Origin of the sequence: Phormidium sp. CCY1219, from assembly GCF_035615515.1 — a bacterium.
Classification (GTDB): domain Bacteria; phylum Cyanobacteriota; class Cyanobacteriia; order Cyanobacteriales; family Laspinemataceae; genus CCY1219.
The window spans coordinates 1-26,862 of the sequence record NZ_JAJENT010000396.1 but is presented as its reverse complement, the minus strand read 5'-3'; the positions used below and the strand labels follow the sequence as shown (position 1 = coordinate 26,862).

At 50.4% G+C, this 26,862-nt stretch carries 22 protein-coding genes; 3 read left to right on the top strand and 19 right to left on the bottom strand.

Annotated features, from left to right (window positions below; translation table 11 throughout):
• Positions 1-695 precede the first annotated feature (695 nt).
• The 16 genes from LKK83_RS08135 to LKK83_RS08060 all read right to left on the bottom strand — a co-directional run bounded on the left by LKK83_RS08135 (position 696) and on the right by LKK83_RS08060 (position 15,856).
• Positions 696-947, bottom strand: coding sequence for a HypC/HybG/HupF family hydrogenase formation chaperone (locus LKK83_RS08135; RefSeq protein ID WP_324630549.1), 252 nt, complete (start codon positions 945-947; stop codon positions 696-698).
• Positions 938-3,382: a carbamoyltransferase HypF gene (gene hypF, locus LKK83_RS08130; protein WP_324630548.1), complete on the bottom strand. Its 2,445-nt coding sequence runs from the start codon at positions 3,380-3,382 to the stop codon at positions 938-940. The genes LKK83_RS08135 and hypF overlap by 10 nt, the downstream gene beginning before the upstream one ends.
• A gap of 143 nt (positions 3,383-3,525) precedes the next feature.
• Positions 3,526-4,407 carry a hydrogenase nickel incorporation protein HypB gene (gene hypB, locus LKK83_RS08125; RefSeq protein ID WP_324630547.1) on the bottom strand — a complete coding sequence of 294 codons (882 nt, stop codon included), beginning with the start codon at positions 4,405-4,407 and terminating at the stop codon, positions 3,526-3,528.
• A gap of 1 nt (position 4,408) precedes the next feature.
• Complete coding sequence (gene hypA, locus LKK83_RS08120) at positions 4,409-4,750, bottom strand: hydrogenase maturation nickel metallochaperone HypA (protein WP_324630546.1); 342 nt, start codon at positions 4,748-4,750, stop codon at positions 4,409-4,411.
• Between the two features lie 19 nt (positions 4,751-4,769).
• Positions 4,770-5,294 (bottom strand): hydrogenase maturation protease, encoded by a 525-nt coding sequence (locus tag LKK83_RS08115; protein ID WP_324630544.1) that lies wholly within the window; start codon positions 5,292-5,294, stop codon positions 4,770-4,772.
• A 16-nt stretch (positions 5,295-5,310) separates the two neighbouring features.
• Positions 5,311-6,471: a SpoIIE family protein phosphatase gene (locus tag LKK83_RS08110; RefSeq protein WP_324630543.1), complete on the bottom strand. Its 1,161-nt coding sequence runs from the start codon at positions 6,469-6,471 to the stop codon at positions 5,311-5,313.
• The gene (locus tag LKK83_RS08105; RefSeq protein ID WP_324630542.1) at positions 6,472-6,981 is read right to left on the bottom strand and encodes a PAS domain-containing protein; all 510 of its coding nucleotides are present in this window, start codon (positions 6,979-6,981) and stop codon (positions 6,472-6,474) included. It abuts the gene before it with no gap.
• 5 nt (positions 6,982-6,986) lie between these two features.
• Positions 6,987-7,253 carry a (2Fe-2S) ferredoxin domain-containing protein gene (locus tag LKK83_RS08100; protein WP_324630541.1) on the bottom strand — a complete coding sequence of 89 codons (267 nt, stop codon included), beginning with the start codon at positions 7,251-7,253 and terminating at the stop codon, positions 6,987-6,989.
• A gap of 59 nt (positions 7,254-7,312) precedes the next feature.
• Positions 7,313-8,737 carry a Ni/Fe hydrogenase subunit alpha gene (locus LKK83_RS08095; protein WP_324630540.1) on the bottom strand — a complete coding sequence of 475 codons (1,425 nt, stop codon included), beginning with the start codon at positions 8,735-8,737 and terminating at the stop codon, positions 7,313-7,315.
• Positions 8,738-8,947: 210 nt separating this feature from the next.
• Positions 8,948-9,496: an oxidoreductase gene (locus LKK83_RS08090; protein WP_324630539.1), complete on the bottom strand. Its 549-nt coding sequence runs from the start codon at positions 9,494-9,496 to the stop codon at positions 8,948-8,950.
• Between the two features lie 116 nt (positions 9,497-9,612).
• Positions 9,613-10,329, bottom strand: coding sequence for a bidirectional hydrogenase complex protein HoxU (hoxU, locus tag LKK83_RS08085; RefSeq protein ID WP_324630537.1), 717 nt, complete (start codon positions 10,327-10,329; stop codon positions 9,613-9,615).
• Between the two features lie 65 nt (positions 10,330-10,394).
• Positions 10,395-12,032 carry an NADH-quinone oxidoreductase subunit NuoF gene (gene nuoF, locus LKK83_RS08080; RefSeq protein WP_324630536.1) on the bottom strand — a complete coding sequence of 546 codons (1,638 nt, stop codon included), beginning with the start codon at positions 12,030-12,032 and terminating at the stop codon, positions 10,395-10,397.
• A 76-nt stretch (positions 12,033-12,108) separates the two neighbouring features.
• On the bottom strand, positions 12,109-12,633 hold the full coding sequence (hoxE, locus tag LKK83_RS08075; RefSeq protein ID WP_324630535.1) for a bidirectional hydrogenase complex protein HoxE: 525 nt from the start codon (positions 12,631-12,633) through the stop codon (positions 12,109-12,111).
• Between the two features lie 863 nt (positions 12,634-13,496).
• On the bottom strand, positions 13,497-14,540 hold the full coding sequence (hypE, locus tag LKK83_RS08070; protein WP_324630533.1) for a hydrogenase expression/formation protein HypE: 1,044 nt from the start codon (positions 14,538-14,540) through the stop codon (positions 13,497-13,499).
• 349 nt (positions 14,541-14,889) lie between these two features.
• Positions 14,890-15,087, bottom strand: a complete 198-nt coding sequence (locus LKK83_RS08065) for a hypothetical protein (RefSeq protein WP_324630532.1) — start codon at positions 15,085-15,087, stop codon at positions 14,890-14,892.
• Between the two features lie 598 nt (positions 15,088-15,685).
• Positions 15,686-15,856, bottom strand: coding sequence for a hypothetical protein (locus LKK83_RS08060; protein ID WP_324630531.1), 171 nt, complete (start codon positions 15,854-15,856; stop codon positions 15,686-15,688).
• Between the two features lie 507 nt (positions 15,857-16,363).
• Here LKK83_RS08060 and gltB point away from each other — a divergent pair.
• The 3 genes from gltB (at position 16,364) to LKK83_RS08045 (ending at position 21,518) form a co-directional block, all read left to right on the top strand.
• Complete coding sequence (gene gltB, locus LKK83_RS08055) at positions 16,364-20,953, top strand: glutamate synthase large subunit (RefSeq protein ID WP_324630529.1); 4,590 nt, start codon at positions 16,364-16,366, stop codon at positions 20,951-20,953.
• A gap of 100 nt (positions 20,954-21,053) precedes the next feature.
• Positions 21,054-21,287: a YgiT-type zinc finger protein gene (locus tag LKK83_RS08050; RefSeq protein WP_324630528.1), complete on the top strand. Its 234-nt coding sequence runs from the start codon at positions 21,054-21,056 to the stop codon at positions 21,285-21,287.
• A 72-nt stretch (positions 21,288-21,359) separates the two neighbouring features.
• On the top strand, positions 21,360-21,518 hold the full coding sequence (locus LKK83_RS08045) for a hypothetical protein (RefSeq protein ID WP_324630527.1): 159 nt from the start codon (positions 21,360-21,362) through the stop codon (positions 21,516-21,518).
• A gap of 377 nt (positions 21,519-21,895) precedes the next feature.
• Here the strand turns inward: LKK83_RS08045 and LKK83_RS08040 are convergent, their stop codons facing one another.
• The 3 genes from LKK83_RS08040 to LKK83_RS08030 all read right to left on the bottom strand — a co-directional run bounded on the left by LKK83_RS08040 (position 21,896) and on the right by LKK83_RS08030 (position 26,060).
• Entirely contained in the window at positions 21,896-22,645 is a 750-nt protein-coding gene (locus LKK83_RS08040) for a hypothetical protein (protein WP_324630526.1), read from the bottom strand.
• Positions 22,646-23,249: 604 nt separating this feature from the next.
• Entirely contained in the window at positions 23,250-23,957 is a 708-nt protein-coding gene (locus LKK83_RS08035; RefSeq protein WP_324630524.1) for a hypothetical protein, read from the bottom strand.
• Between the two features lie 396 nt (positions 23,958-24,353).
• Positions 24,354-26,060, bottom strand: a complete 1,707-nt coding sequence (locus LKK83_RS08030) for a peroxidase family protein (RefSeq protein ID WP_324630523.1) — start codon at positions 26,058-26,060, stop codon at positions 24,354-24,356.
• Positions 26,061-26,862 lie beyond the last annotated feature (802 nt).

The window sequence follows — 26,862 nt, the reverse complement described above, 5'->3', positions numbered from 1 at the left end:
TCAGTAGACCGTGGTCAAACAACAGTTTTGTTGTTTAATTCACCCACCGACTCCCGAATATTTCTCTGTTCGCGCTTGCTTGTTTTCTTAACGTTTGCTTAACCCTCCGTTGGGAAACTTCTCGCTTCACTTTCATATTCGATTATAACTCGAACTTCTCTGCTGGCTGTTAGAATTTTTTAATATTTACCCCCAGGTAGATCGGTGCATTTTGTCAAGAGGAAGCGGGAAATTGCTCCGATGCTACACCCGGGCTTGAGCGGCTAAAACCCTTGCACCACAAGCGGTTTATTGATTTAGGTTCACCCCATAAAATCCGGCAGTTCCCTAGGGGATAGAAGGCAATTCACCGCCGAAGATAACAAACATTGAACTTTTATTAACTTTTGAAACAGAACGATCGCCCTTACATTAACCGAGATTTCTCGGCTAAATGATTAAGTTTTTTGTCTTTATATTTTCTTAAGTATTGCCCCAAACCCAGAGTCCTGGCAGTTGCCACCCAATTTCCCGTTCAAGTGGTCTTCCGGAGGCCAATGAAGCAGCAGGTGCAGCAGAGAAAATCAATCCTCGGACTGAAGAAATGTAGTGTGGAATACAATTGGCGGAGACATTGACCACCCTACCTAAAATGGGTGGGTGGGCAATGCCGAACCTACGCCGCTTGACATGAAACGAAAAGAGGGAATGGACAATTACGAAACCATTGTCTCCGCTTCCGCTTCTTCCATTTGCGCTAAATAATTCAAGGTTTCTTCCGCTTCTGCTTCGTCTACCACACTCAGGGCAAATCCCACATGAACGATAACATAGTCGCCCACTTGCGCTTCCGGAACGTAAGCGAGACTCACTTGCTTCACCACGCCGCCAAAGCTGACGGAACCGCTACGCAACAGGGGATCTTCCCCAGTAATTCTGACAATTTTGCCGGGAACCGCTAAACACATGGATCGATACTCCTTTTCTGTAACTGCTTATATTCTGACTCAGAAGCGATCGCGCGGGATGCAGCGACAATCTGTCCCAAAGCAATCCCCCCATCATTGGGCGGAATGCGCTGATGCCAATAGGGACGCAACTGGGCTGCCCGCAATCGCCGAATTGCCCGATCGCTGAGATAGGCATTTTGAAAACACCCTCCCGTGAGGACGATGCGCTCTTCTCCCACCGCCTGGGCCACCGCCGCGATCGCTTCTACTAACGTATTGTGAAACTTCGCCGAAATCGCCCCCACCGGCAAGCGATCGCCCAGATCCCGAACAATCTGCACCACCATCGGTCCCCAGTCAAAAACCACGGGGGAACCGGCCTCATCCCGGTGCAATTCAACCGGATAACCCTCATCAAGATCCGCGCCTTCTAAGGCAAATTCCAACCCCATCGCCGCTTGTCCTTCAAAGCTAAGGGTTTGGCGTACCCCGGCGATCGCCGCCACCCCATCAAACAGTCGGCCCGCACTAGAAGTGAGCGGTACATTGAGCTGACGCTGAAACATCCGCTGCAACAGCTTCAACTCCGACGGCGTAAAGGCATCGCGCAGGTGAGGCAACTCATCCAGGATACTTCCCTCCCCAAATACCGCCTCGCCGAACAATTCATAAAGCAACCCCAACGCCACCCGCCTCGGTTCTTTCACCGCCTTATCCCCCCCGGGCAGGCGAAAGGTGCGAAAGTGTCCCACACGTTCCCAGGATGACGGGCATACCCGCAAGAACTCGCCCCCCCAAATCGTGCCATCCAGTCCGTATCCGGTGCCATCCCAGGCGACGCCGAGCACCGATTCGCCTAAAATTTGGTTTTCTGCCATACAGGCGAGCACGTGGGCGTAATGATGCTGAACCGAGATAACGGGCAAGTGTAAGGTGGCGGCAAATTGGGTAGAGCGATAGTCCGGATGGGCGTCGCGCGCCACCAGTTGGGGTTGAGCGTCGTATAAGTCTTGCAAGCTGGCGATCGCCCGTTCGAAGGAGGCGCAAGCTTGCGGGGTTTCCAAGTCGCCGATATGCTGACTCACAAACATTTGCTCCCCCACTCCAATGGCGATCGTATTTTTCAGATGCGCCCCCACCCCGAGGATTTTCAGCAGATTTTTTTCCGCTTTTCCCCTTGACATATCGGCAGGGGGTGAGGTATAATTAGGGGAATTAAAATTGGCGGATATCGGTAGGGGTGCGTAGCCTCTGGCGCGGCGCATCACCATTTCTCGTCCCGCTACCACTCGCACGACGGAATCGTCAATCGGACGAACGATCGGGCGATTGTGAACTAAGAATAAATCGGCGATGTTTCCCAAGCGGGCGATCGCTTCCCCTTCGTCGGTGCAGATCGGTTCGTCGGAGAGGTTGCCGCTGGTGGCAACCACCGCTTGCCCGAAGTCCGCCAGCAGCAGGTGATGGAGGGGTGTATAAGGCAGCATGATGCCCAGGTAAGGATTGCCCGGGGCAACGGCGGGGGCAATGGCAGGATCGGCGATCGCGTGACGGCGCAGCAAGACAATCGGACAGGCGGGCGATCGCAGCACTCTCTCTTCCGGGGGCGATACCTCACAAACCCGCCGCACCCAGTCCAACCCGGGGGACATCAGGGCAAAGGGTTTCTCTTCCCGACCCTTGCACTGGCGCAGGCGTTGCACCGCGCGATCGTCCCCGGCATTCACCATCAGATGAAAGCCCCCGAGACCTTTCACGGCCACAATTTTTCCTTGACAAAGTGCGGTAACTGTGCTATGCAAGGCGCGATCGCCCTCTGCCAGTGATTTCCCCGTATTGTCCCATAATTCCAGATGCGGACCGCACTGCGGGCAAGCATTGGGTTGCGCGTGAAACCGTCGGTTGAGGGGATTGTCATATTCTTGCTGGCACTCCGGGCACATGTGAAAGTGCTTCATCGTGGTTTGCCCGCGATCGTAAGGCAATCCGGCGATAATCGTATAGCGCGGGCCGCAATTGGTGCAATTGGTAAACGGATAGCGATAGCGGCGATTCTGGCGATCGAAAATTTCTTGCAAACAGTCCGGACAAGTGGCAATATCGGGCAAGACCACCGCCGTTTTTTCCCCAGAAACACTGGCGCGAATTTCAAACGCCGTATAGCCCACCGGGTCTTGCCAACTTACCTCTAAATTTTGAATGAACGATAACGCGGGTTTTTCCGCCTCCAATCGCTGGCAAAAGGTTTCTAATTGTTGCGGCGTCCCTTCCACTTCGACAAACACGCCGCGCGCCGAATTGTTTACCCATCCGGTTAATTTTAATTCCGTTGCCAGTCGATAGACAAAGGGGCGAAAACCCACCCCCTGCACGGCCCCGCGAATCGTCAAGCATACCCGGTAGAATTGCGGGGAAGGCGGTTGATTTTCTGCGCCTGTTTTGCATTCAATCATGGAAGTTTGGGGTAAATTTCAGCGAAGAAACTACAAACCGGGTTTCTGACAGTTGTTGTTGGTAAAAGTAGCGGTAGGGTGGGCAATGCCCACCTTACCCTATTCTTAGAATTTCCCCCGAGGAATTTTCTAAGGCATAACCTCTACGATTCCACCGCAGAAGCTATCGGCGATTTCTTCAAGTGACTTTCCAGACAGCGATACCAATTTTCCATCCCTTTTCCCTTGCGGGCGGAGACTTCAAAAATGGTGGCTTGGGGGGCAACTTGGCGAATGTTGCTCAATGCTTTTTCGCGGTCGAATTCCACCGCTTCGGCGATATCGATTTTACTGACAATTACCACCTGAGCGGACTTAAAAACGGTGGGATATTTGAGCGGTTTATCTTCTCCTTCGGTGACCGAAAGCATGACTACGCGCAGGTCTTCCCCCAAATCGTAGGAGGCGGGACAGACCAGGTTTCCCACGTTTTCAATGATGAGTAAATCCAGGGAATCTAGGTTGAGTTGTTCGGCGGCGCGCATCACCATATCTGCTTCTAAATGGCAGACGGTGCCGGTGGTAATTTGCACGGCGGGTGCGCCACTGCTTTGCAGGCGAATGGCATCGTTATCGGTTTCTAAGTCGCCGACAATCACGCCAGCACTGAGGCGATCGCGCAGGTCTTTGAGAGTGCGTTCCAGGAAGGCAGTTTTCCCGGAACCGGGGGAAGAAAGTAGGTTGAGAACGAGTAATTGTTTGGCGAGAAAATAGCCTCGGTTGCGTTCGGCGAGTCTGTCATTTTTGCTGAAAATAGATTGCGCGATCGCGAGAGTTTTGTGACCGTTTGTTGGCGGGTGATGGTGATGATTGCGATCGGGGGAATGGTCGTGGGAATGGTCGGGGGAATGGTCGTGGGAATAGTCGGGGGAATGGTCGTGGGAATGGTCGTGGGAATGGTCGTGGGAATGGTCGTGGGAATGGTCGTGGGTGTGGTTGTGAATGCCCACGTCGCCGACAATGCTGCAGCCGCAATCTTGACACATATTAAGAAACCTCCAATGTTGTTAACTCGATTTCTCGTCCGCTGCGAATGTCATGGCTGAGTTGATGACACTGCGGACATTCGTAAATTAAATCTTCGGGTTTAAATTCAGTTTGACAATTGGTGCAGTAGCAGACCACTGGCATTTGTTCGATTTCAAATTTTGCCCCTTCGGCAATGGTGTTGCGCGCCACCACATCAAAGGCAAATTCTAACGCTTCCGGAACCACGCCCGACATGGCACCCACGCGCATTTTCAGGCGATGAATTTTGTTCGCGCCTTGTTGAGAAGCGTGTTGCAACGCAATATCGAGGGTGTTTTCCATTAAACTAACTTCGTGCATAATCGGTATTGGGTGGAGATTAAGCCACGGTTTGGGAAGCAGGAGTGCGGATTAACCGATCGATTTGGGTTAATGCATCCCCCATTGCGCGTTGGGCGGTGGGTGAGAAGGACTCGCCAAACTCGAAATTGGTGGCGGGAATGGCCACAAACCACGCTTGCGGCGCATGTCCGTAAAGCGCTTCGGCGAGGGTGAGGAGCGATCGCGGGTCGCTGCTGTGGTCGAGAGTGCTAGCGCCGACCCCGGAGAGGGTATGTGGGCAATCGAGTTTTACCACTTGTACCTGTTGGGTCTCGGTGGCGGGGTAGGCATCGATAAAAATGGCTACATCCGCTTCTGAGAGAGGTTCTGCTAGTTCCGGCGTCAGTTGGTGAACCGCCAGCGATCGCACCTGGGGCAATTGCCAGGATGCCACCCGTTCTGCCACCCGCTGACCCAAGCCGTCATCGCTGCGAAGGTCATTGCCATAACCGATCGCGAGGACCGATAGCGGGCGAGTTAGGTCTGAATGTATGGGATTTGCCGTTAGCGATCGGCTCATCATTGCCCCCTATAGTTTCTTAACAATATTCTAACGCAACTTCTTTTTGTTTGTCGCGCAAAAGCTTCACTACTTCTTCCACTAAACTGCGGCGAATCGAGATATTTTTCGGCAGCAGTGGATTTTGATAAAATTCGTTAATTTTTTGCCCGACAACAAACAACAGCGAGTCCGCTTGCAGGATTTCTTTGGCCAGCAAAACCGCCCCATTGTTATCCCTGGGCAAGCGGGCAATGTCGCAGTTGCACTTTTTCAGCACTTCCAGACATTTCGACAGGGTTAAAATCCCTTCGGTGACTAAATCGATGCCGCTTAATTTGCCAATCGGGGGCAATTCTTTCCGCATGGTGGCAATATCCATTTCGATGGTTTCTCCGAGATAATTGGCCACAATATTGCCCGTGGTTCCCCCGCAGATGACTTTTCGACCCTCAAAGTTTAACAGTTTTTTCACGTAAACCGGATCTTGCTTTTCCTCTAATGGCGGACCGGTGAAAATCATTAACGGTTTGCGCTGTCGGACGTAGACCCCCACAAAGGTGGCATCATCGCCAATTTGGCCGCGATAAAGGGAGTGGGTTTCGGCAATTACTTTCTGCACGATATTGCGCGCTGTATGGGTTTGATGCAAAAAGATTCCTTCGATATGTTTGGCGATATTATCCCATCCCCACCCAAAGTTTAAGGCCACACCTAACCCGGCGTAAAGGACGCCATCGCTAATCGCCCCGAGAAAGTCATCTCGTTCTAGCACTCCTTCATAGAGGGTAATTTTGCGCTCTAATATTTTTTGGGTTTGGCCTTCTAACTTGACGAGTTTGCCTTTTTTAAAGTATAATGGAGGAGGATTGTCGAAGTTAATTACTTTAAATTGATTGCTGTGATGGTCGATTTGTAAAATGGTAAAGGTGGCATAGGCAATTTTTCTAACCTGACAAATGGGTAACGTGCCGATAACGGTGGGAATGACTTCCTCTAACGGTACGTCTGCATTAAGCATGGAAATGAGAATTTCGGTGGTGAGGGTGGCGAGAATGTTCGCTTTTACGCCACTGCCCAATCCATCGGAAAGCACGATGGTGGTTTTGTCTTCAGTTTTGCGAAAAATGACGCGATCGCCACAGAGTTCTTCTCCTTTCTTGGTTAAACTTAAGTCATAAATGTCTAAGAAGTTATCCATCTAAAACATTTCCCCTTCGACGAGTTTCAGAATTTTCAACAAACTGACTTTCGTTTCGGCGGTGGTTTCTCCCAGCAACCCGGCAATTTCTTGGGCGACTTTCATTTGATTGTCTACCACTTCATTGACTTTGGCCACGGTTTCTCGTTTGAATTCGAGCAGTTCTTTTTTGCGCTGCCACTCGTGGGTGATGTCTACCATGATGCAGGCGATCGCATTCTGGTCTTGAATGGAAAAAATCACCTGGCGCAGGTACAAATTATGACTGGGAAATTCTTTCTCTTTCCCGCGAATTACCTCGTTATTTTCCCAGACGCGCTGCAAATCGCTAACATCCCCGAAAAAATCGGCGGCGTTTTGACCCACCATTTCTTCTCGGTTGACCTGAAACATTTTACAAAAGGCGGGATTGACTACGGCGATCGTCATGTCGGAATTCACCACGATTAATCCGTTGGGGTCATATTCCCACAGAAGTTCCCATAACGTTTTTTCGCTTTGCTGAACCATAAAACTTACTTGACTACTTCTTGAATATTGGGTAAAATCTCGTCGGTGAACTTTTCTTCGATATTGTCCGCACTGATTTTGGTGAAGACATTATCTTGAAACTTCATCACAATGCCAACGCTACAGGTTTCCAGACAAAACGAACCCTTCAGTTCGATTTTATCTTCTAGGTCGTGTTCTTTAATTAAACTTTGCAATTTCGGTAAAACTTCATAAACCCCCAGTTGATGACATGCCGACCCCATACACAAATATAGATTTTCTTTGCTCATTCCATTTTCTCCTGAGTCTGCCTTTTCGTTCCCGGTGGAAACCGGGAACGACAGATGCGTTAGTGCCGATAAACTTGATTGAGAAGCGAACCATCTGCGCCGACTAATTCGATATGCAGAGGCATTTGACCCGCCGCATGGGTGGAACAACTCAAGCAAGGATCGAAGGCGCGAATCCCCGCTTCCACTCGGTTTAACATCCCTTCGGGAATTTCGTTTCCGTGAATGTAATGTTTGGCAATTTGGGTAACGGTTTTGTTCATTGCCAGGTTATTTTGTCCCGTGGCAATAATTAGGTTAACTTTTTTAATTAACCCATTTTTGTCTACCTGATAATGGTGGAATAAGGTGCCGCGCGGCGCTTCGCTGACGCCGATGCCTTCTAGGTTATTGATGCCGGCGATCGCCCGGGTTCTTTCCGATATCACATCCGGATCGTTCACCAGTTGTTCGATGCGTTCGAGGGCGGCGAGAATTTCGATTAATCGCGCATAGTGATAGTAGAACGAAGAAGTGGCAACACCCCCGGCGCGATCGCGAAATTCTTGCAGTTCTTTATCCGCCGCCGGGGTTCCCATTTTGCTGCAAATGTTCAAGCGCGCTAACGGTCCGACCCGATAAATCCCATCGGGATATCCCATCGGTTTGTAATAGGGGAATTTCAGATAAGACCAGGGTTCGACTGCTTCGCCGAGATATTCTTCGTAATCATCTTCGCTGAGATTGTCGGCGACAATATTGCCCTCGCTATCGGTAAAGCGCAAATGACCGCCGTAATGTTCCCAAACTCCATCTTTGCCCACTAATCCCATGAATAAGGAGGGGAATTCTCCGAAGGTATTTACTTCGGTTTCAAAGCGATCGAGTAGGTCTTTGAACAATCCCAAGGCGGTGTCGATGGTTTGCCGCGACTCGGGCAAGCGATCGCGAATCCAATTGCGTCCTTCTTCGGTTAGCGGCGTTCTCACCCCACCGGGAACCGCCCACGCCGGGTGAATTTTTTTCGCCCCTAACAATTCGATGACTTTTTGCCCAAATTGCCGCAAGCGAATTCCACTGCGCGCTAAATCCGGATCCGCCGCAATTAATCCAAACACATTTCGCTTCGCCGGATCGCTATCCCATCCTAACAGAAAATCGGGACTGCTCAGGTGAAAGAAACTCAAGGCATGGGACTGCGTAATCTGTCCCAAATTCATCATCCGGCGCAATTTTTCCCCTGCCGGCGGAATCTGTACCGCTTGTATTTTATCCCCCGTTTTCGCCGAAGCAAGTAAATGAGACACGGGGCAAATTCCACAAATTCTGGCCGTAATTCCCGCCATTTCCCACATGGGTCTCCCTTCGCAGAATTTCTCAAATCCGCGAAATTCCACTACGTGAAAGCGGGCGTCTTCCACTTCTCCGGCATCATCTAGATACACGGAAATTTTCGCGTGCCCTTCAATACGAGTGACTGGATCGATGACAACTGTTTTAGACATAGTTTTTCTCCCGAATAAGAGTAAAGGAAAATTTGATTATTGGTCATGTGGTAACAGGTCATTGGTCATTGGTCATGTGGTAACAGGTAACAGGTCATTGGTACTCCCACAAAGGACAAAGGACAAAGGACAAAGGACAAATGACCAATGACAAAGGACAAAGGACAAAGGACAACCCACAAATGACCAGCTCCAAACCAAGTTTTTCCTTTACCCGAACTTAATCATATCCCGCCCTTCCATGACGGGTTGTTCGCCTTTGAGCATGGGTTCTAAGGTGGATTTGATGCGATCGGCGTCTGGGGGACATCCCGGCATAAACAGGTCTACATCGACGACTTCATGGACGGGACGGACGCGATCGAGCAATTCCGGGACGATACCGGGGAAATGGGGTAACTGCGGTGAGTCGTCTCCTAATTCCAAATAAGAGCGTTTCAGAACGGGTTCGGCTTTTCCGAGCATATTTCGCATTCCCGGAACATTTGCGGTAACGGCGCAGTCTCCGAAGGAAACGAGGAATTTCGTGCGTTTTCTGGCAATGCGAATCAGTTCTAAATTTTCCTCGTTGGCGACGGCACCTTCGACTAAGCAAACATCCACATCGTCGGGATAATCTTTGAGGTCGCAACCCACGGGACTGTAAACCACATCCACATGTTCGGCTAATTCGAGCAACCACTCGTCTAAGTCGAGAAAGGACATGTGACAGCCAGAGCATCCGGCTAACCAAATTGTCGCCAATTTTATTTTACTCATTTTTGCGTCTCCTAATCAATGTCGGGGGAAAGAAGAATGGAGAATTGTCCTTTGTCATGGGTGATTGGTTTTTTGTGCAAAGGTCATTGCTTATTCTTCATTCTTCTGGCGTTTCCCTAGCGAGTCCATTCTCGGTTTTCGCGGGCGTTGACGAGAAATTCGAGTTTTTCGCGATCGCGGGTCATTTCGGCTACGGTAGACCCTTTGCGGAAAATAGCACCGGTGGGGCAAGCTTCCACGCATTTGCCGCAACTGGTGCAAGCTTCCACCGCACCCCAGGGTTGATTTAAGCCGGTGACGACTTTTGCCGCCGCCCCGCGATAGGCCACATCCCAGACGTGAGCGCCTTCGATTTCGTCGCAGACGCGCACGCAGCGGGTGCAGAGGACGCAGCGGTTGTGGTCGATGCCGTAGCGGTCGTGAGATACATCCATTTCCCGTTCGGGGAAGCGGTAGGGGAAGCGGCTGTGATCCATTCCCACTTCGATCGCCAGGTCTTGCAGTTCGCAATTGCCGTTTGCCACGCAGACCGCACAGACGTGATTGCCTTCGGCAAATAGCATTTCCACGACCATCTTGCGATATTCCTGGAGGCGATCGCTGTGGGTATTCACCACCATTCCTTCAGCCGCTTGGGTGACGCAAGAGGGCAGCAGTTTGTTGAGACCTTCGATTTCTACCAAACACAACCGACAAGCGCCCACATCGGTCACGCCTTCCAGATGGCAGAGGGTAGGAATTCTCACCCCCAATTCTTTTGCGGCTTGCAGGATCGTTGCGCCTTCTTCGATCGCCACATCAACCCCATCAATTTTTAACGTGATGACTGACATCTCTTTTCCTCTCACTCATGGACAGATCTGCAGCGGGGCAATTGTCGCATTGCCCCGAGCGGGGATTAGCCGATTTTTGCCGGTTGCTGACTCGCGGACACCTGGCGATCGGGACCTCCATCGATAAGCGCCATATACTCCTCGCGGAAATAGCGCAGGGTACTGACCACCGGGTTCGGTGCAGTCATGCCCAGGCCGCACAAACTGGTGTTTTTCACCATGTCGCACAGTTCTTCCAGTTTTTCCAAATCGCGCTGGGTGGCTTGTTTGTTGATAATCTTGGTCAGCAATTGATACATCTGCACGGTACCGGCGCGACAGGGAATGCATTTGCCGCAGGATTCGCCCCGGCAGAATTCCATATAAAAGCGCGCCACTTCTACCATGCTGGTGCCTTTATCCATCACCACCATGCCCCCGGATCCCATCATGGAACCCGCTTTGATGAGGGAATCGTAACCCACCGGGGTATCTAACATGGATGCCGGGATACATCCACCGGACGGCCCGCCGGTTTGAACCGCTTTCACTTCCCCATCGGGAACGCCACCGCCCATTTCTTCGACAATTTCGCGCAGGGTAATCCCCATCGGCACTTCGATCAGGCCGTTGTTGCGGATTTTGCCGGTGAGGGCGAATACTTTGGTGCCTTTGCTGTTTTCGGTGCCGATGCTGGCGTACCACTCGCCGCCCTCGCGAACGATCGCGGGAATGTTGGCGAAAGTTTCTACATTGTTGATTAACGTGGGACAGGTCCACAGTCCCGCTTGTGCGGGATAGGGCGGACGAGGACGGGGGTTGCCGCGTCCGCCTTCAATCGACTGCATCAAGGCGGTTTCTTCCCCGCAGACGAAGGCACCGGCCCCGATACGGATCTCGATTTTGAAGTCAAACGGGGAGTCGAAGATTTGACTGCCCAGGATGCCGTAGCGTTTGGCTTGTTTAATGGCGGTTTGCAGGCGTTGGATGGCCAGGGGATATTCGGCCCGGACGTAGATATATCCTTCCGATGCGCCTACGGCATATGCGGCGATCGCCATTCCTTCTAGCACCCGATGCGGGTCGCTTTCCAATACCGAGCGATCCATGAATGCCCCGGGATCTCCTTCGTCGGCGTTGCAGATGAGATATTTCTGCCGTCCGGGCATTTTGGCCACCGTGGCCCATTTTAACCCGGTGGGATATCCGCCACCCCCGCGTCCGCGCAATCCGCTCTTGGTGACTTCATCGAGTATCTCTTGCGGGGTTAAATCGTGGACCGCTTTGTATAGAGATTCGTATCCGCCCACGGCGATGTATTCGTCGATGCGATCGGGGTCGATTTTGCCGCTGGTTTCCCGCACGATCCGCACTTGTCGCGCGAAAAATGGATGCTCGCTATTGCCTTCGATCGCCGTACTCGTCCCGCCCTCTAAGGCGTCGATAATGCTGGGGGCATCTTCTGGGGTGACTTGTTCGTAAAGTTTGTTTTCCGGTTCCACTTGCACTAATGGCCCGCGACCGCAAAATCCCATGCATCCCACGCTCACTACTTGGATGCGATCGCTGTCCAATCCTTTCTCTTTACAGGCGGTTTGCAAGTTTTTTAGCACTCCCAAGGAGTTCGCTGCTTGGCAACCGGTGGAGGTACAGCAATGTACCCGGATCTTCCCTTGTTTGCTTTTTTCCCGTTCGCCAATCTCGCGCAGTTCCACTAATTCCATAGTTTTTTACCTCTTCTTAGAATTAAGAATCAAGAATGAAGCTTTCGCACTTCGCGCTATTCTCACTCCTAACTCTTTACTCCGCTTTTGTCTTCGTCCAGGCAGTGATGCGCTCCACTGCCTGCTCTGGCTCTTGTTTGCCCGCCACCGTTCCGTCATACACCACCGCCGGGGCAATCCCGCAAGCACCGATACATCGGGCGGTAATCAGGGACACCTGTCCGTCTTCCGTGGTCTCTCCTTGTTCGATTCCTAAGTTCTTTTCTAATGACGCCAGCACCTCCCCTCCGCCTTTCACGTAGCAGGCAGTTCCCAGACAAACGATGCAGGTATGCGCGCCACTGGGTTTGAGGGAAAATAAATGATAAAATGTCGCGACGCCAAATACGCGGCTGAGTGGCAACTTCAGCTTCCGCGCGATATACATCAAAACGTCTTCTTCTAAATATCCAAATGCTTCTTGGGCTTTGTGCAAAACCTCGATCAGTGCGTCTTGCCGAAACTGATTGCGCTTCATGGTGATGTCTAGCACTTTGAAGCGCTTGTCCCCGCTGGGATGTCCGGCTTTGTCTTTTTTTCCTTTCACGGCAGATGATTGCATGGCTTATGTCCTTCTGTGGAACGTTGTTACCCAAAGAGGTTGCCGCACCGGGACTCCTCCCGATCGCAAATCTCTGTTTTCTCTGTCTTTTCCCGTGGGTAGGCGGTGGGTGGTTTTTGCGTTTTCTCCTCTGTTACTTCATCTTGTGAAGCGCCCCTTCTTCCCGAGACCCTAACGTGTCACTACTCCTTTCTTTTCTTACAACATTTGACTTCGGGAAATTGTCTATCGTCTCGAAACGGCGATCGCCTTGGGTCACTTCTATCGGTTTGTCCGAGCTTTCACTCTGACAGGTTTTTTCTGACGCCCTCTCCTCTGCTTCACTCCTTCAGCATAACAATAAAACATTGAACCTGACCAAATTGTTTTTCGTAATCTTTTTTTAAGATTGAAACTGAAACCGCTCTATAAAAACCCGATTTTGCATGCTATCATAGAAAGACTAAGAAATCAAGCCCATTGAACCCGGCGCATCTTTCTGGGCGCTAGAGGTTTCCATCGCCTCGAAGTTCCACCAGCAAAGGGCTATCCTCCTTTATCGAGAGGCAAAAATTCTCTGCCTAAACTCTGAATATTGATGCCGTTTTTAAAGCTTTCCTAACTTAATTTCGATAGAATTCCCCCGGAATTTGCCCCAGCTTGCTCTGGCAAAATATGTAGAAAAATTAAGCTACAGTAACCCTGGGCTTTGACAACATACAAGTTGCAAAACTAAAGTCAATATTTGGCGCAACCTCGCCCATCAGTGTCATGGGTAACAGGTCATTTGTCCTTTGTCATTTGACCTGTTACCCCATGACCAAGGCCCAACGCCCAATGACCTGTTACCAAGGCCCAATGACCTGTTACCACATGACCAAGGACTAACAAATGCGCGGGAGTTGTTCGCCGCTTAACATATCAATGATGCGACTTGCGCCGATTTTGCTTTGCATCGTCACCAAGGGGCGACCTTTATCTGTCACCTGACCGATGAGACAGGCGTCAGCGCCGAGGGGATGCTGAGCCATAATTTGCAAAGCGCGATCGCGGTATTCCGAGGGGATGAATGCCACAAAGCGGCCCTCATTGGCTACATAAAGCGGATCGAAGCCCAAAATTTCGCAGGCCCCCTGCACGTCTTCGCGAATCGGAATGGCGGTTTCGTCGATTTCAATCGTCACCTTTGCGGCGGTGGCGATTTCGTTGAGGGTACTGGCTAACCCGCCGCGCGTCAAGTCGCGCAGACAGTGGATTTCGATGTCAGCGTCGAGTAGTTGCATCACCAGATCCGCGATCGCGGCGGAATCGCTTTCAATCGTCGTCTCGAATTCGAGACCCTCGCGCATGGCCATAATTGCAATTCCGTGACGACCCAAATCCCCATTAATCAGCAGCAGATCTCCGGGTTGGACGAATTGGGGGGCGATCGCCTGGGAGTGTTCCAGGATTCCCACCCCTGCCGTATTGATAAAAATGCCATCTCCCTTACCGCGATCGACCACCTTCGTATCCCCGGTAATAATTTGCACCCCGGCATTTTCCGCCGCCGCCTGCATCGATCGCACCACCCGCCAGAGGGTTTCGAGGGGCAATCCTTCCTCTAAAATAAACCCGGCACTCAGATAAAGCGGACGTGCCCCACTCATGGCCAAATCGTTGATCGTCCCGTGAACCGCCAAAGACCCGATATCGCCCCCGGGAAAAAATAACGGACGAATCACATAAGAATCGGTGGTCATCGCAATCCGATTTCCGGGCAAAGTCAGGGCCGCCGAATCGTGGGCGATCGCATTCGGGTCGCCAAACACGGGCAAAAACATCTTGTCAATTAATTGATGCATCAATTTGCCACCGCCACCATGCGCCAGCAATACATGCGGATATTCAGAAATCGGAATCGGACAGGTTAGGCTAAATTCTTCCATACTCAAATTAACAGGTCGCTAACGGATTGGTTATCGATAACTTAACAGAATTTGAACTCGTTCCCAGGGCAATCCCGAGAACGAGTTCGAGGGCGATATTGCAATTTTAAATAAGGTTTAAAATGCACTTAGGCAGTAGGAGCGTCTCCTCGCCATTTGAGTGACGTTTCCGTGCCTCCCCGTGCTGGATGTAGGGCGCAGTGCGCCTCAAGCACCTCTGCAAAAAACGAGCGCCGCTTTCACACAAAGAATAAGCTCCGACCGACAATTGAGCCGCACCGGCAGCCCACTTTCGAGCGGCTATCGGTGCGGTTTCCCCTTGGCAAGGGAGGCGATACCCTGAAATGGTTTAGTAGCTATCTTCGCCGGGAACCTCGTCATCGGGTGTGGATGTAGAAAATTCCAGGTTGAGGGAAGCATCGCGAATCGCTTGCCAGAGAGAAAGTAATTCGCTTTCGCTCATCTCGCTAGTTTTGTAGCGATTCACAGCCTTGTCCACATCTTTTAGGGTGGTCAGAGTCGGGGTGGTCGAGTTTTTAGAAGACATGATTTAACCTCTCTTATCGGGCGGACTGATTGCCGTCGATCTATATAGGCCATATTGTACTAAAATCCGGAAAAAATTGCATAATGCGTTACATTTTTCGGAATTTGGCAGAAAAATTTTGCGGGCAACCGGGGAATCGATGGAGAATTTTACCCAGGGCGGCAGAGGGTAGCCGCCAAGCTGGATCCACTCGAAGGGCAACCGAAGAAGGAACCTTGCACCGGATTGCCAGGCGATCGCCCCTTGGTAATGGAACGATCGCGTTTCGGCTGCCGAAATCCGCAGCTTTCCGGGAGTTTACCCCCGGCTGTCCTGGGAACGATTCACTTTATCGATGTCATCTATCGGCGCGGGAGACTCCCGAGCAAAACCCGCTTGCCATCGGGAAATCGGGCTGCGGCAACCGCGACAAAATTAGGGTGAATTGACCCGGAATTTAGGGAAGCACAGAGGGGGAAAATCAGCGAAAAAATTACGGATTAATTTAACATTTAAGCAGGGGGTTTGGCTGAGTTTTGTGCTAAGCGGGAAAACAGGCCGGGGTGGAGCGATAACTTTCGTAACAATCCCCCGCAGAGGATAAAATTTTTATTAAGATTTAGAAAGAGAACGGCAGGGAGGGACCGAGGAAGCGATCGCGCCTCAGAAACGGTGCTGAAGCGTCAGTAGGCCGAAAGGAAGGCGATCGGGAATATTTCAACGCCGGGGAGGAAAGTGTTAACGGATGTAAAACAAACAGCAGCAGGGGCGATCGCAAGTTGGCAAACATTGACAAAAATTTACACAATTAGGTTGAATCCTGCCGGAGAATTTCGTTAGACTAATTCCTACACTGTACCGGATGCACTGAGGGAGCCGACTTCCTTGGCTTGGGACCGGAAGCAGAGCGCCAAATCTGTTGTAGTCACTCATAGAATCAACGAGAGAATGCATCTATCCCATGAACAGAGCAGACAAACCGATGACACGATTGCGTTTTGTCATTCCTATCCGCGCCACAGGTTGGGTTGGGGTGGCGCAAAGGCGATCGCGCCGCAGGTTTAGCCAGCCCCAGAACCAAGCCCCCTCGAGATGCAGGCACAACCCAGGGCATTCCAGAGCCAAGCCGAGCGGGCAAGCGTGAGAAAGAAAAACCGCCTCACAACTTCCCCAGTGGCGTCGGTCACATAAGGAGAAACCCAGCAAAATATTATTTTTGCCAGTCTTGCCACCCCAAATTTCAGCCGTCAGCGTGCGGCTGCATATAGATGACGTTAGTTTTTTTAAGGGCACAATCGTGAATAACCACCAACAGCCACAAAAACAAGGACTTTACGACCCTCAATTCGAACATGACGCTTGCGGTGTCGGTTTCGTGGTCCACATGAAAGGGCAAAAATCCCACGACATCGTAGAACAAGCCCTTACCATCCTCTTCAACCTCGATCACCGGGGAGCTTGCGGGTGCGAACCCAACACCGGCGACGGCGCGGGCATGTTAATGCAAGTGCCGCACAAATTCCTGAAAAAAGTCGCCGCCGCCGAAAACATCGACCTCCCAGACCCCGGACATTATGGCGTTGGCTCCATCTACAGCTCCCGCGACCCCGAACTGCGCGAGAAAGGCAGAGAAATCTTCAGCAAAATTGCCGCCGAAGAAGGGCAACCGGTGCTGGGATGGCGGACCGTCCCCACCAATAACGGCCCGTTAGGAAGCATCGCCAAAGCCGGGGAACCCTTCGTGCAGCAAGTCTTCTTGCAACGCAGTCAAGACATCGAAGACGACGCCGCCTTCGAGCGCAAACTCTACATCATCCGCAAGCGCGCCGAAATCGAAATCCACAAAAGCCAACTGGATAGTGCCTGGTACGCCTGCAGCCTTTCCGGTCGCACCCTAGTGTACAAAGGGATGCTGATGCCCGTGCAACTGGGTCAATACTACCCCGACCTGCACGATCCGGACATGGAAAGCGCCTTAGCCCTGGTTCACTCCCGCTTCAGCACCAACACCTTCCCCAGTTGGGAGCGATCGCACCCCTATCACTACATCGCCCATAACGGCGAAATCAACACCCTGCGCGGGAACATCAACTGGATGCACGCCCGCGCCTCCCTCTTCCAGTCCGAACTGTTCGGCGAAGACCTCGAAAAAATCCAACCCATCATCGACCTAGAAGGAAGCGACTCCGCCATCTTCGACAACGCCCTAGAAATGCTAGTGCTTGCCGGTCGGTCCTTACCCCAGGCGGTAATGATGATGATTCCGGAACCCTGGACCAACCACGAGTCCATGAGCGAAGAGAAAAAAGCCTTCTACAAATATCACTCTTGCCTCATGGAACCCTGGGACGGACCGGCATCGATCGCCTTCACCGACGGAACCACCATCGGCGCAGTGCTAGACCGCAACGGATTGCGCCCCTCGCGCTACACCGTCACCAAAGACGACCTAGTGATTATGGCCTCCGAAGCCGGCGTGTTGCCCGTAGAACCCGATCGCGTCGCCCTCAAAGGTCGCCTGCAACCCGGTCGCATGTTCCTGGTTAACATGGACGAAGGGCGCATCATTGCCGACGAAGAACTCAAACAGCAAATCGTCTGCGAACATCCCTACAGCGAGTGGTTGGACAAACATCTCATCGGACTCGACCAGCTCAAAGAAGCCCCCACCTGGCAAGAATTCGACCCGATGCCCCTCACCCAACGTCAAACCGCCTTCGGGTACAGCTTCGAGGAACTGCGCCTGTTGCTCAGCCCGATGGCCCTCAACGGCGTAGAGGCGATCGGATCGATGGGGGCAGATACTCCCCTCGCGGTCCTGAGCGATCGCCCCAAACTGCTTTACGACTACTTCCAGCAACTCTTCGCCCAAGTCACCAACCCGCCCATCGACTCCATCCGCGAAGAAATCATCACCTCCCCGGAAACCACCCTGGGTTCGGAACGCAACTTGCTCAAACCAGAACCGGAAAGCTGTCATCTGATCGAACTGAAAACCCCGGTTTTGACCAACGAAGAACTGGCCAAACTCAAATCCGTTAACCAAGGGGATTTTAAATCCATCACCCTGGATATCGTCTTCGACCCGAAACAAGGAGTCAAGGGTCTCGAAAGCGTGATGGAAGAGATTTGCCAAACCGCCAGCAAGGCAATCTCGGAAGGGGTGAATATCATTATCCTGAGCGATCGCAACATCAACAAAGACAACGCCCCCATCCCCGCGTTGTTAGCCGTTGCTGGTCTGCACCACCACCTGATTCGCGCCCGTCAGCGCACCCAAGTCGGTCTCGTCCTCGAATCCGGCGAACCTCGGGAAGTCCATCACTTCGCCGTACTCATCGGATACGGATGCTGCGCCATCAACCCCTATCTCGCCTTCGAGACCATCGACGACATGATTCGCAGCGGGTCCCTAGAGGATATCGACTACAAAACCGCTTGCAAGAACTACATGAAAGCGGTGACCAAAGGCGTGATTAAAATTGCCTCCAAAATTGGCATTTCCACCATTCAAAGCTATCGCGGCGCGCAGATTTTCGAGGCGATCGGACTCGATGAGTCTCTCATCAATAAATACTTTACCTGGACTGCTTCTCGCATCCAAGGGGCAAACCTGGAAACCATCGCCACCGAAGCTATCTTGCGCCACGCCCACGCCTTCCCCGATCGCCCCGCCAACGGTCACACCCTAGATGTGGGCGGCGAATATCAGTGGCGCAAAGATGGAGAACGGCATTTATTCGCCCCGGAAACTATCCACGCCCTGCAAAAAGCAGTCCGCGAAGGCAGTTACGATTTATACAAAACCTACGCCCGTCAAATTAACGAGCAAAACGAGAAGTGGTTTACCCTGCGCGGATTGCTCAAATTTAAGCAACGGGATCCGGTTCCCTTGGAAGAAGTGGAACCCATCGAAAATATTACCAAGCGGTTCAAAACCGGGGCGATGAGTTATGGGTCGATTTCCAAAGAAGCCCACGAATCCCTGGCGATCGCCATGAACCGTATCGGCGGCAAGTCCAACACCGGAGAAGGCGGCGAAGACCCAGAACGCTATACCTGGACCAACGAACGCGGCGACTCTAAAAATAGTGCCATCAAACAGGTGGCGTCGGGCCGCTTTGGCGTTACCAGTCTGTATCTGTCCCAAGCGAAAGAAATTCAAATCAAAATGGCGCAAGGGGCAAAACCCGGTGAAGGCGGACAGTTACCCGGACGCAAGGTGTATCCCTGGATTGCTAAAGTGCGTCACTCCACCCCCGGCGTGGGCTTGATTTCTCCCCCGCCTCACCACGATATCTATTCCATCGAAGATTTGGCCGAATTGATTCACGACTTGAAGAATGCCAACCGCGAGGCCCGGATTAATGTGAAGTTGGTGTCCGAAGTCGGGGTCGGTACCATCGCCGCCGGGGTTGCCAAAGCGCACGCCGATGTGGTACTGATTTCTGGGTTCGATGGCGGTACCGGTGCCTCGCCGCAAACTTCTATCAAACATGCCGGTTTGCCCTGGGAGTTGGGATTGGCGGAGACTCATCAAACTCTGGTGTTGAACGACCTGCGGTCTCGAATCGTGGTGGAAACTGACGGGCAGATGAAGACGGGCCGCGATGTGGCGATCGCCGCCTTGTTAGGTGCGGAAGAATTCGGCTTTTCCACTGCGCCGTTGGTGACTTTGGGCTGCATTATGATGCGCGTCTGCCACAAGAATACCTGTCCGGCAGGTATTGCTACCCAAAATCCGGTCTTGCGTCAGAATTTCCTCGGCAATCCGGACCATACGGTGAATTTTATGCGCTTCATCGCTCAAGAAGTGCGCGAAATTATGGCCGAGTTAGGGTTCCGGACGTTGGATGAAATGGTGGGCCGCACTGATGTGTTGGAAGCGACACAGGCGATCGACCACTGGAAGGCAAAAGGTCTCGACCTCTCGAAGATTCTTTATCAACCGGAAGTCCCGCCAGAAGTGGGCCGCTATTGCCAAATCCCGCAAGACCACGGGTTGGATAAATCCCTGGATATGACCACTTTGCTGGATCTGTGCAAACCGGCGATCGAAAATGGCGAAAAGGTGAAAGCAAGTTTACCGATTCAGAATACTAACCGCGTGGTGGGTACGATTCTCGGTAACGAAATCACCAAGCGTCACTGGTATGGATTGCCCGAAGATACGGTCCACCTGCATTTCCGAGGAAGTGCCGGCCAGAGTTTTGGCGCATTCGTCCCCAAAGGCGTCACCCTGGAACTGGAAGGCGATGCCAACGATTATATCGGCAAAGGATTAAGCGGCGGGAAGATTATCGTCTATCCCCCGGCAAGTTCTACCTTCGTTCCCGAGGAAAATATTATCATCGGTAATGTGGCTTTCTATGGCGCAACCAGTGGCGAAGCATACATTTCCGGCGTCGCTGGGGAACGCTTCTGCGTCCGCAATTCCGGCATCAATGCCGTAGTGGAAGCCGTAGGCGATCACGCTTGCGAGTACATGACCGGCGGTAAAGTAGTGGTGATTGGTCCGACGGGTCGCAATTTCGCGGCGGGCATGAGTGGCGGTATCGCCTATGTCCTCGACGAAGCAGGCGATTTCGCCACCCGCTGCAATACCCAGATGTCGGATATCGAAGGGTTAGAAGACCCGGAAGAGATTGCCCTGATTCGTCAGATGATTCAAAATCACGCCGATTATACGAAGAGTCAGAAGGCGGCGAAGGTGCTAGACAACTGGGAAAACATGGTGCCGAAGTTCGTTAAGGTGATTCCCCGGGATTACAAGCGCGTGCTACAAGCATTGGAAAGTGCTTTGGCTTCCGGTTTGAGCGGCGATGAAGCCCTAGACGCGGCGTTCGAACAAAATGCCCGCGACGTTGCCCGCATCAGTGGCAGCTAGGGTATAATAGTAGGGTGGGCACCGCCCACCTTACTATTGTTTTTAGTCACGGGTAGGGTGGGCAACGAATTGCCCACCCTACAGCTATTGCTACTGTGAGATGAATAATAAAGATTTACCCCGGGAGAGCTTTATCGAAAAAAAGGTGACTTACACGGTAAAAGTCAATGGCAAGTTTTTGATGATTGAAAATGTCCCCGCAAGAGTTTGTGAAGAAACCGGGGAATCGTTCTTTTCTCCGGAGACAGTAGAACGAATTCAACACATCATTTGGCAACCCGAACCACCCAAGCGAGTTATCGAAACACCGATTTATGAATTTAGGGCAGAGTGATAAGTCGTAGTAGGGTGGGCACTGCCAACCCTACTCAGATGCTAGAATAACATAAAATTACAACCAATTCTGATGGAACCCAAACCCATTCCCATTCGCGTTAATTCCCAAGTTGCCCGAATATTTGAAACAGTTTCAGAAGAACAGCGGCGGAAATTAGAGGGATTGCTCAGTCTAAAACGGACTGAAGCCACTCGCCAAAAACGACCCCTGGAAGACGTGATGAGCTAGATTAGCCACAAAGCACAACAGGGAGGTTTGACCCCAGAAATATGGGACTCAATTTTGCATGAACAGTAAGACTCGCTATGTGTTTGACACTAACGCGATCGCCAGCGCTTTGCTGTTTGAAAGCCAATCGCGTTTTTTCAGTTAATCCAGCCACATCATATTGTGCTTTTTTGCTTCAATTTTGTACTGATATGAAAGCTGCCGTATAAGCCAAAGCAATTATATGTTTAGGGAACAATAACAGTTAAGAAAATATTTATATTAGTAGAAAGTGTATGCTTCTATTCCCGCAAGGAAGGTGGGCAATGCCCACCCTACTACTACTGTATTTGCTTTTCAGCTAGACCAAATTGTTTGGCACCCTCTTCAAATGATTTTTAGCGACACTCATCTGGAACCTGAACGAATACACTAGGAGCAAAGTTATTGGCACTTTTACGGTTTCTAGTGTCAGCTTTCTTTTCTGTTCTCAAGCCTCTAGCTAGTCTAATAACACCAGGTTCTATACCACCAAAACCCTCTGTGTCATCAAACTCATAAACAAGGTAATCCCCAACGTAAACTTCGTAAGCCGGATATTTGTTATGTGTACCTGTTACCGACGCTATGATTTCATTGCCATCAAGTTCCACTTCAATGTTAAGGTCGTAAGTAATTGAAAGATCGCTAAACTCATCTTCTACTTCATCAGGGAGTTCGTCTGGAGACACGTGGTCTAGAAGTCCGTTTGGAATGTCCGCTGACATACTAATAGAAGCTTTATTCCCAAATGTACTCGCACTTAGCTTTGGCTCATCATCGGGACACCAACTTTTTTTAGGCTCCCAATCTCCAATGAACGGCAAGCTCTTGTAAAGAAGTGTTGTTACCCCAACCCCTGATTTTTGCTCCTGTCTGCTAACTGTTCCATTGCTCTCAACATTAAACTTAGCGTACCCCCATACCTTTGAAGAACCACCATTACCACCAGAAGGTCCACGATCGTCTCCGGCAAAAGCAAGTCCATTAGGAGGAGGTGAAAAAATCACTCTTGCTTGTGGAATATATGCGGCGATCCAAATTGTTAATGAGCCTTGATAACTACTGGAACCGCCTCCGCCCCCGCCATTTATTACTACATTAGTCATCTGTTTTGTTTCCTCATACTAAATTATCTGTTATCCCGACTGTTCACCGTTGCTTAAAAAGCCAGTAATTATGTGCAAAAACATCATGCTAAGCTTCTATTTTGGAAGCAAAATAGGCTCACAATATCGCACCAAAGATATAAATATTGTTCAACTGTGTAAAATCGAACCTTAACTCGTGGCATTCAACATCACAAGGAGTTATAACCTGGCGAACAATACTTTCACCCGCTCTGCTAGTTTTTACTTCCAAAAGGAGAATGCTATAGCAGGTCTCAAATTGATGGGATACGCCGCCCAATCTGTCATTCCCGCGCAGGCGGGAATCCAGACAAATTTTTTTTACTTCATCAATATGAAAACCGCTATAGCGGATTTCAAACTAATGTGGTAGGCAACTCTCATCTGTCCCAACCGCAAATGCACTGAATCCAGAGAAAATCTTTACCACACCAATATGAGAAACGCTATCTATATTGTTCGGCATGATTTTTTTGAAGTACGTTTTTTGACCTTAATCGATTTTGGCTGTAGCCATTCCTCTAAATTCCTTCATTACGCCAACACCGCATATTGGGTGGTAATTTTACCCACTGTTCAATTCCTATTGCACTTCCCGAATGTTGAGTGTCAGAGTCTTGTCGCTGGGCAACAAAATCTTCACGCGATCGAACTGCTTCAGATCTGAACCCGACTGCTCGTATTCCACAGATCGCGTGGTCACAACCTGTGGGAAAATCCCATCAAGATGCTCGACTTCCAGATTCAAGACAAAAGTGTTACCTCGTTCCGCATTTTCCGCCTTGACAAGCTTTGTCCGATAACCCGGATCGGGCAATACAACATTCCCTTGTACCCGCAGGGTGGGTTCACCGACAGGCATCAAATCGAGAAATGCCTGAAAGTCTTCTGTTCCCACGATAGAACCTGGTTCTTCTGGTGTTTCGTCTGAGGGATCGACTGGAAATGATTTCTCCTTGACTTTCTCTCCTTTCACCACCACGATCGCCTGAATGCTGGTCGTCTGTTCGGGAGGGTCAAGTTGTACCCGGTGATGAACAGGTTTTATATAGGGAAGACAGATATCGCTCTCAGTCTCCTTAATATGCAATTTTACTTCCATGACTCGGGGGCCAGGTAGAGGACTCACTCCACCCCCGGGAGGATTGGGTTCATACGGTGGTCGAGGTGGCATAACCTCGGTTTCTCCCGCAACATGACAACTATTCGGTGTCAGCGTCGTTGCCTGAAGGACGAAATTTCCTTCACTATCTTTCATCAAACGCAACTGTGGTTCAAATACATCTATCATTAAATAGGCTCCTACTACTAGCTTCTGTTTTCTCAGATATATTCGCGAATTTCTTCATCTGAGACTTGTTCTTATTTCTCAATTCAATACACCCAGTCTAGCGATATCGCTGGTTTAATGTAACCATTAATTAGATTAATCCATTAAGAACTTTATGTCCTCTATCAAAAGTTGCAGAAATGGCCTTGTCTTAAAATTTATTACTGATAGTTTTAATTTTTTGAAAAAACAAAAAACGGGGGTTAGTCCAGCGATCGCTTTTCCTGAAACCTCTCTATTTTTTCTGCTACTTCACCTGAACTGACCTCAACCTGCATCAGTACAAATCCCCGAAGGCTCTATTTCATGTAGAATGGAGTGGCCAATACCCACCCCATTAGCGACTTGCGAACTGAATTATCGACTTAACAATCCCAAGGCTCCCCGAGTTTCTGGACCGACAATCCCATCTACAGCATTCAGATTGTTCTGTTTCTGAAATTCCAACACTGTATCCCGGGTTTTCGGGCCGTAAATGCCATCAACTCGAATGTCGATATACGACAGCGCGTTCAATTTTTCCTGGATGCGGCGCACGTCTGAACCGGTCAAATATGGCTCGGTGAGTAACAACAATCGCACGCCAGCAAATTTAATCAGATCCACTGCATTAAAGTCGCCTTCTCGGTCAGCAGGTAGGCTGGGTTTCCAATTTTTTACATTCTGATTGGCTTTCGTATAAAACGGCGAAAAAGGATCGAGCTCTAGCAAGCCGATTAACACTTCGCCCACAATTCGACCGCCGACTTTCCCCAAGCAGCGACCGTTTTCTTCTACTTCTGATTCTTTCAGAATATAGTACCAAAGCGGGGTTTTTTCTAAATCCAAGTGTTTGGCAAATGCTTTCAGCTCTACATCAATGCCGTTCTCTTGCATGGTTCGCACCACGTCCTCTCCGGAGGGGAGTCCGAGGTCTACGCCTCTTAACAGATTTCGCACTGCTAAATCTGTCAGCTTATGGAGTTTATTTTTCTTTTCCAGTTCATCTACCAAATCTGGATCTTGGTTTTCTTTGGGATTGATGAAGGGCAAGTCGTGTAGGGCTTCGGTAATCTTGGTGTCAATTTTTTGGCTGTACTGCGGTTGCGAACCATCTATCTCGAAAAACTTCGGCCAATCAATGGCGCGCTCTTCGGTGACGCGATCGCCTCGGAACAATTCAAAGAGTCTGACCGATTTACCAAGACTCTCGTTGATTTCGTAGTGCGTCCGCACTTGACTGTGGCCAAATCGGTAGGCGGCTACGGCAAATTCATGGGGAATGTAAGGCTCTGTGTCTTCCTTTTCAGGACGGTAAAGTTTCCGCCCATTTTTGACAATATCCTCAATGATTTCCGGATCCACAATGCGCGGGAGCAAATCGTAGCGCACTATCCACTGATAGTGCCAAATGGCAAGCTGACGCGCTTTTTCAAAGGCATCGGTATCCGCTCCATTTTCAAAGATGCTTTCATCTTCCACTTTCCCCTGGTCAACGTAATCGACAATGGCATTGTGGAATTTCAGAAAAGTCAGGTAAAGTTGGGAGATAATCAGGTTTTCGTCATTTCTTGGGTCGCCAATGATGGCGGTATTTTGGTGATTGCGCGGTACGTCAATTGGGTGTTCTTCTGTTCCGCCGATTAACAGCTTGCGCTTATCTCCTTTGCGATCGTAGAGATAGCGATCGACATTCGGGCCGCGACCGTAAACGCTGTCCATATCGATGCGCGGGGTGCGAAAGTTCAACGGCTCTTTTTCTTCCCCCGACTGGATTTGAACTTGTTTGAAAATTTCTAGATCGAATTCGGGGATGGGGTCGAAGGTGATGTCGTGGTCTACGAACAAAGCAACGAAGGTATATCCAGAAGGAATTTGCTGATTATCCTCTGGATCTCCTTTCATACTCGCCCCCAAGTCAATCAGTTTTTCACCGGGAGGGTCGAAAACTGGCAATTCAAATAAATTATCAAACCGGGTCTTTCTCTCGGGTGTTGGAATTGCCGCTAGGGCGCGGGGTTGTCCCTTTGGTTCTTTTGGATCGGGCGCAGCAATTCTGCCGTGTAAATAGGCTTGTTCTGGCATAGTACCCTCCTGGATTAAAATGAGTGAGTGGGAATAAAAAATCGGGGACGAGTTTGCTCTGCGGTTGCTTTCATAAAACTCCTTTTTGGCTGGCATCAATCGCTCATCTGCTCGTCTACCATTTCGTAAGTTTGGTTTTGAAGGCTGCTTGTCCGCTTTTGGCTTTCTTCACGCCGGGATATGCGGCAAATTCACTGGGTTTCAATGCACCGGATATCGCAACCCCTCTTGTTTTCACTCACCAAAAACCAGATTAACTAAAGGTCAAGGAAAGTTTCCTCTTCCTAAAGGCGTAGATTAAAAGATACATTTTGAAGTAACAGTTACACCTTTCTAAAGGCGTAGAGGCAACGAACTTTCTGTTTGTTACGGTTTCCGAAAATCGATACGGGGCATTTGCTTGGAGTGAGTCCAGGCAAACATGACAAGTTCCTGCTTTTTTATTTAGCTCAGAAATAGTCTGTCAAACCCCCGGCGTCATTTATAGCGGTTCTCATATTGGTGAGGTAGATAATTTTTCTCCTCGGAGGTACACCTCACGGTTGGGACTCTTCGGTTGCGTACCAAATCGAGAAACAGACCTGCTCTATCTAATCTCTTTTCCCAAAGCCCCTCTGGACTGAGTAATTCTACTCAGGGGAGGTTGGGGGCGCTGCTAATGTAAAGATTTGTGTCTGGGGACTAGACCAATTCGCTAAACACTGCTATATATTGAAACACAACCCTATCGCAATGGTTCATTTCAATGATACTAGTAGGATCTACTCAAGCAGCACAAATACTCGGGATTTCCGGTTCTTAT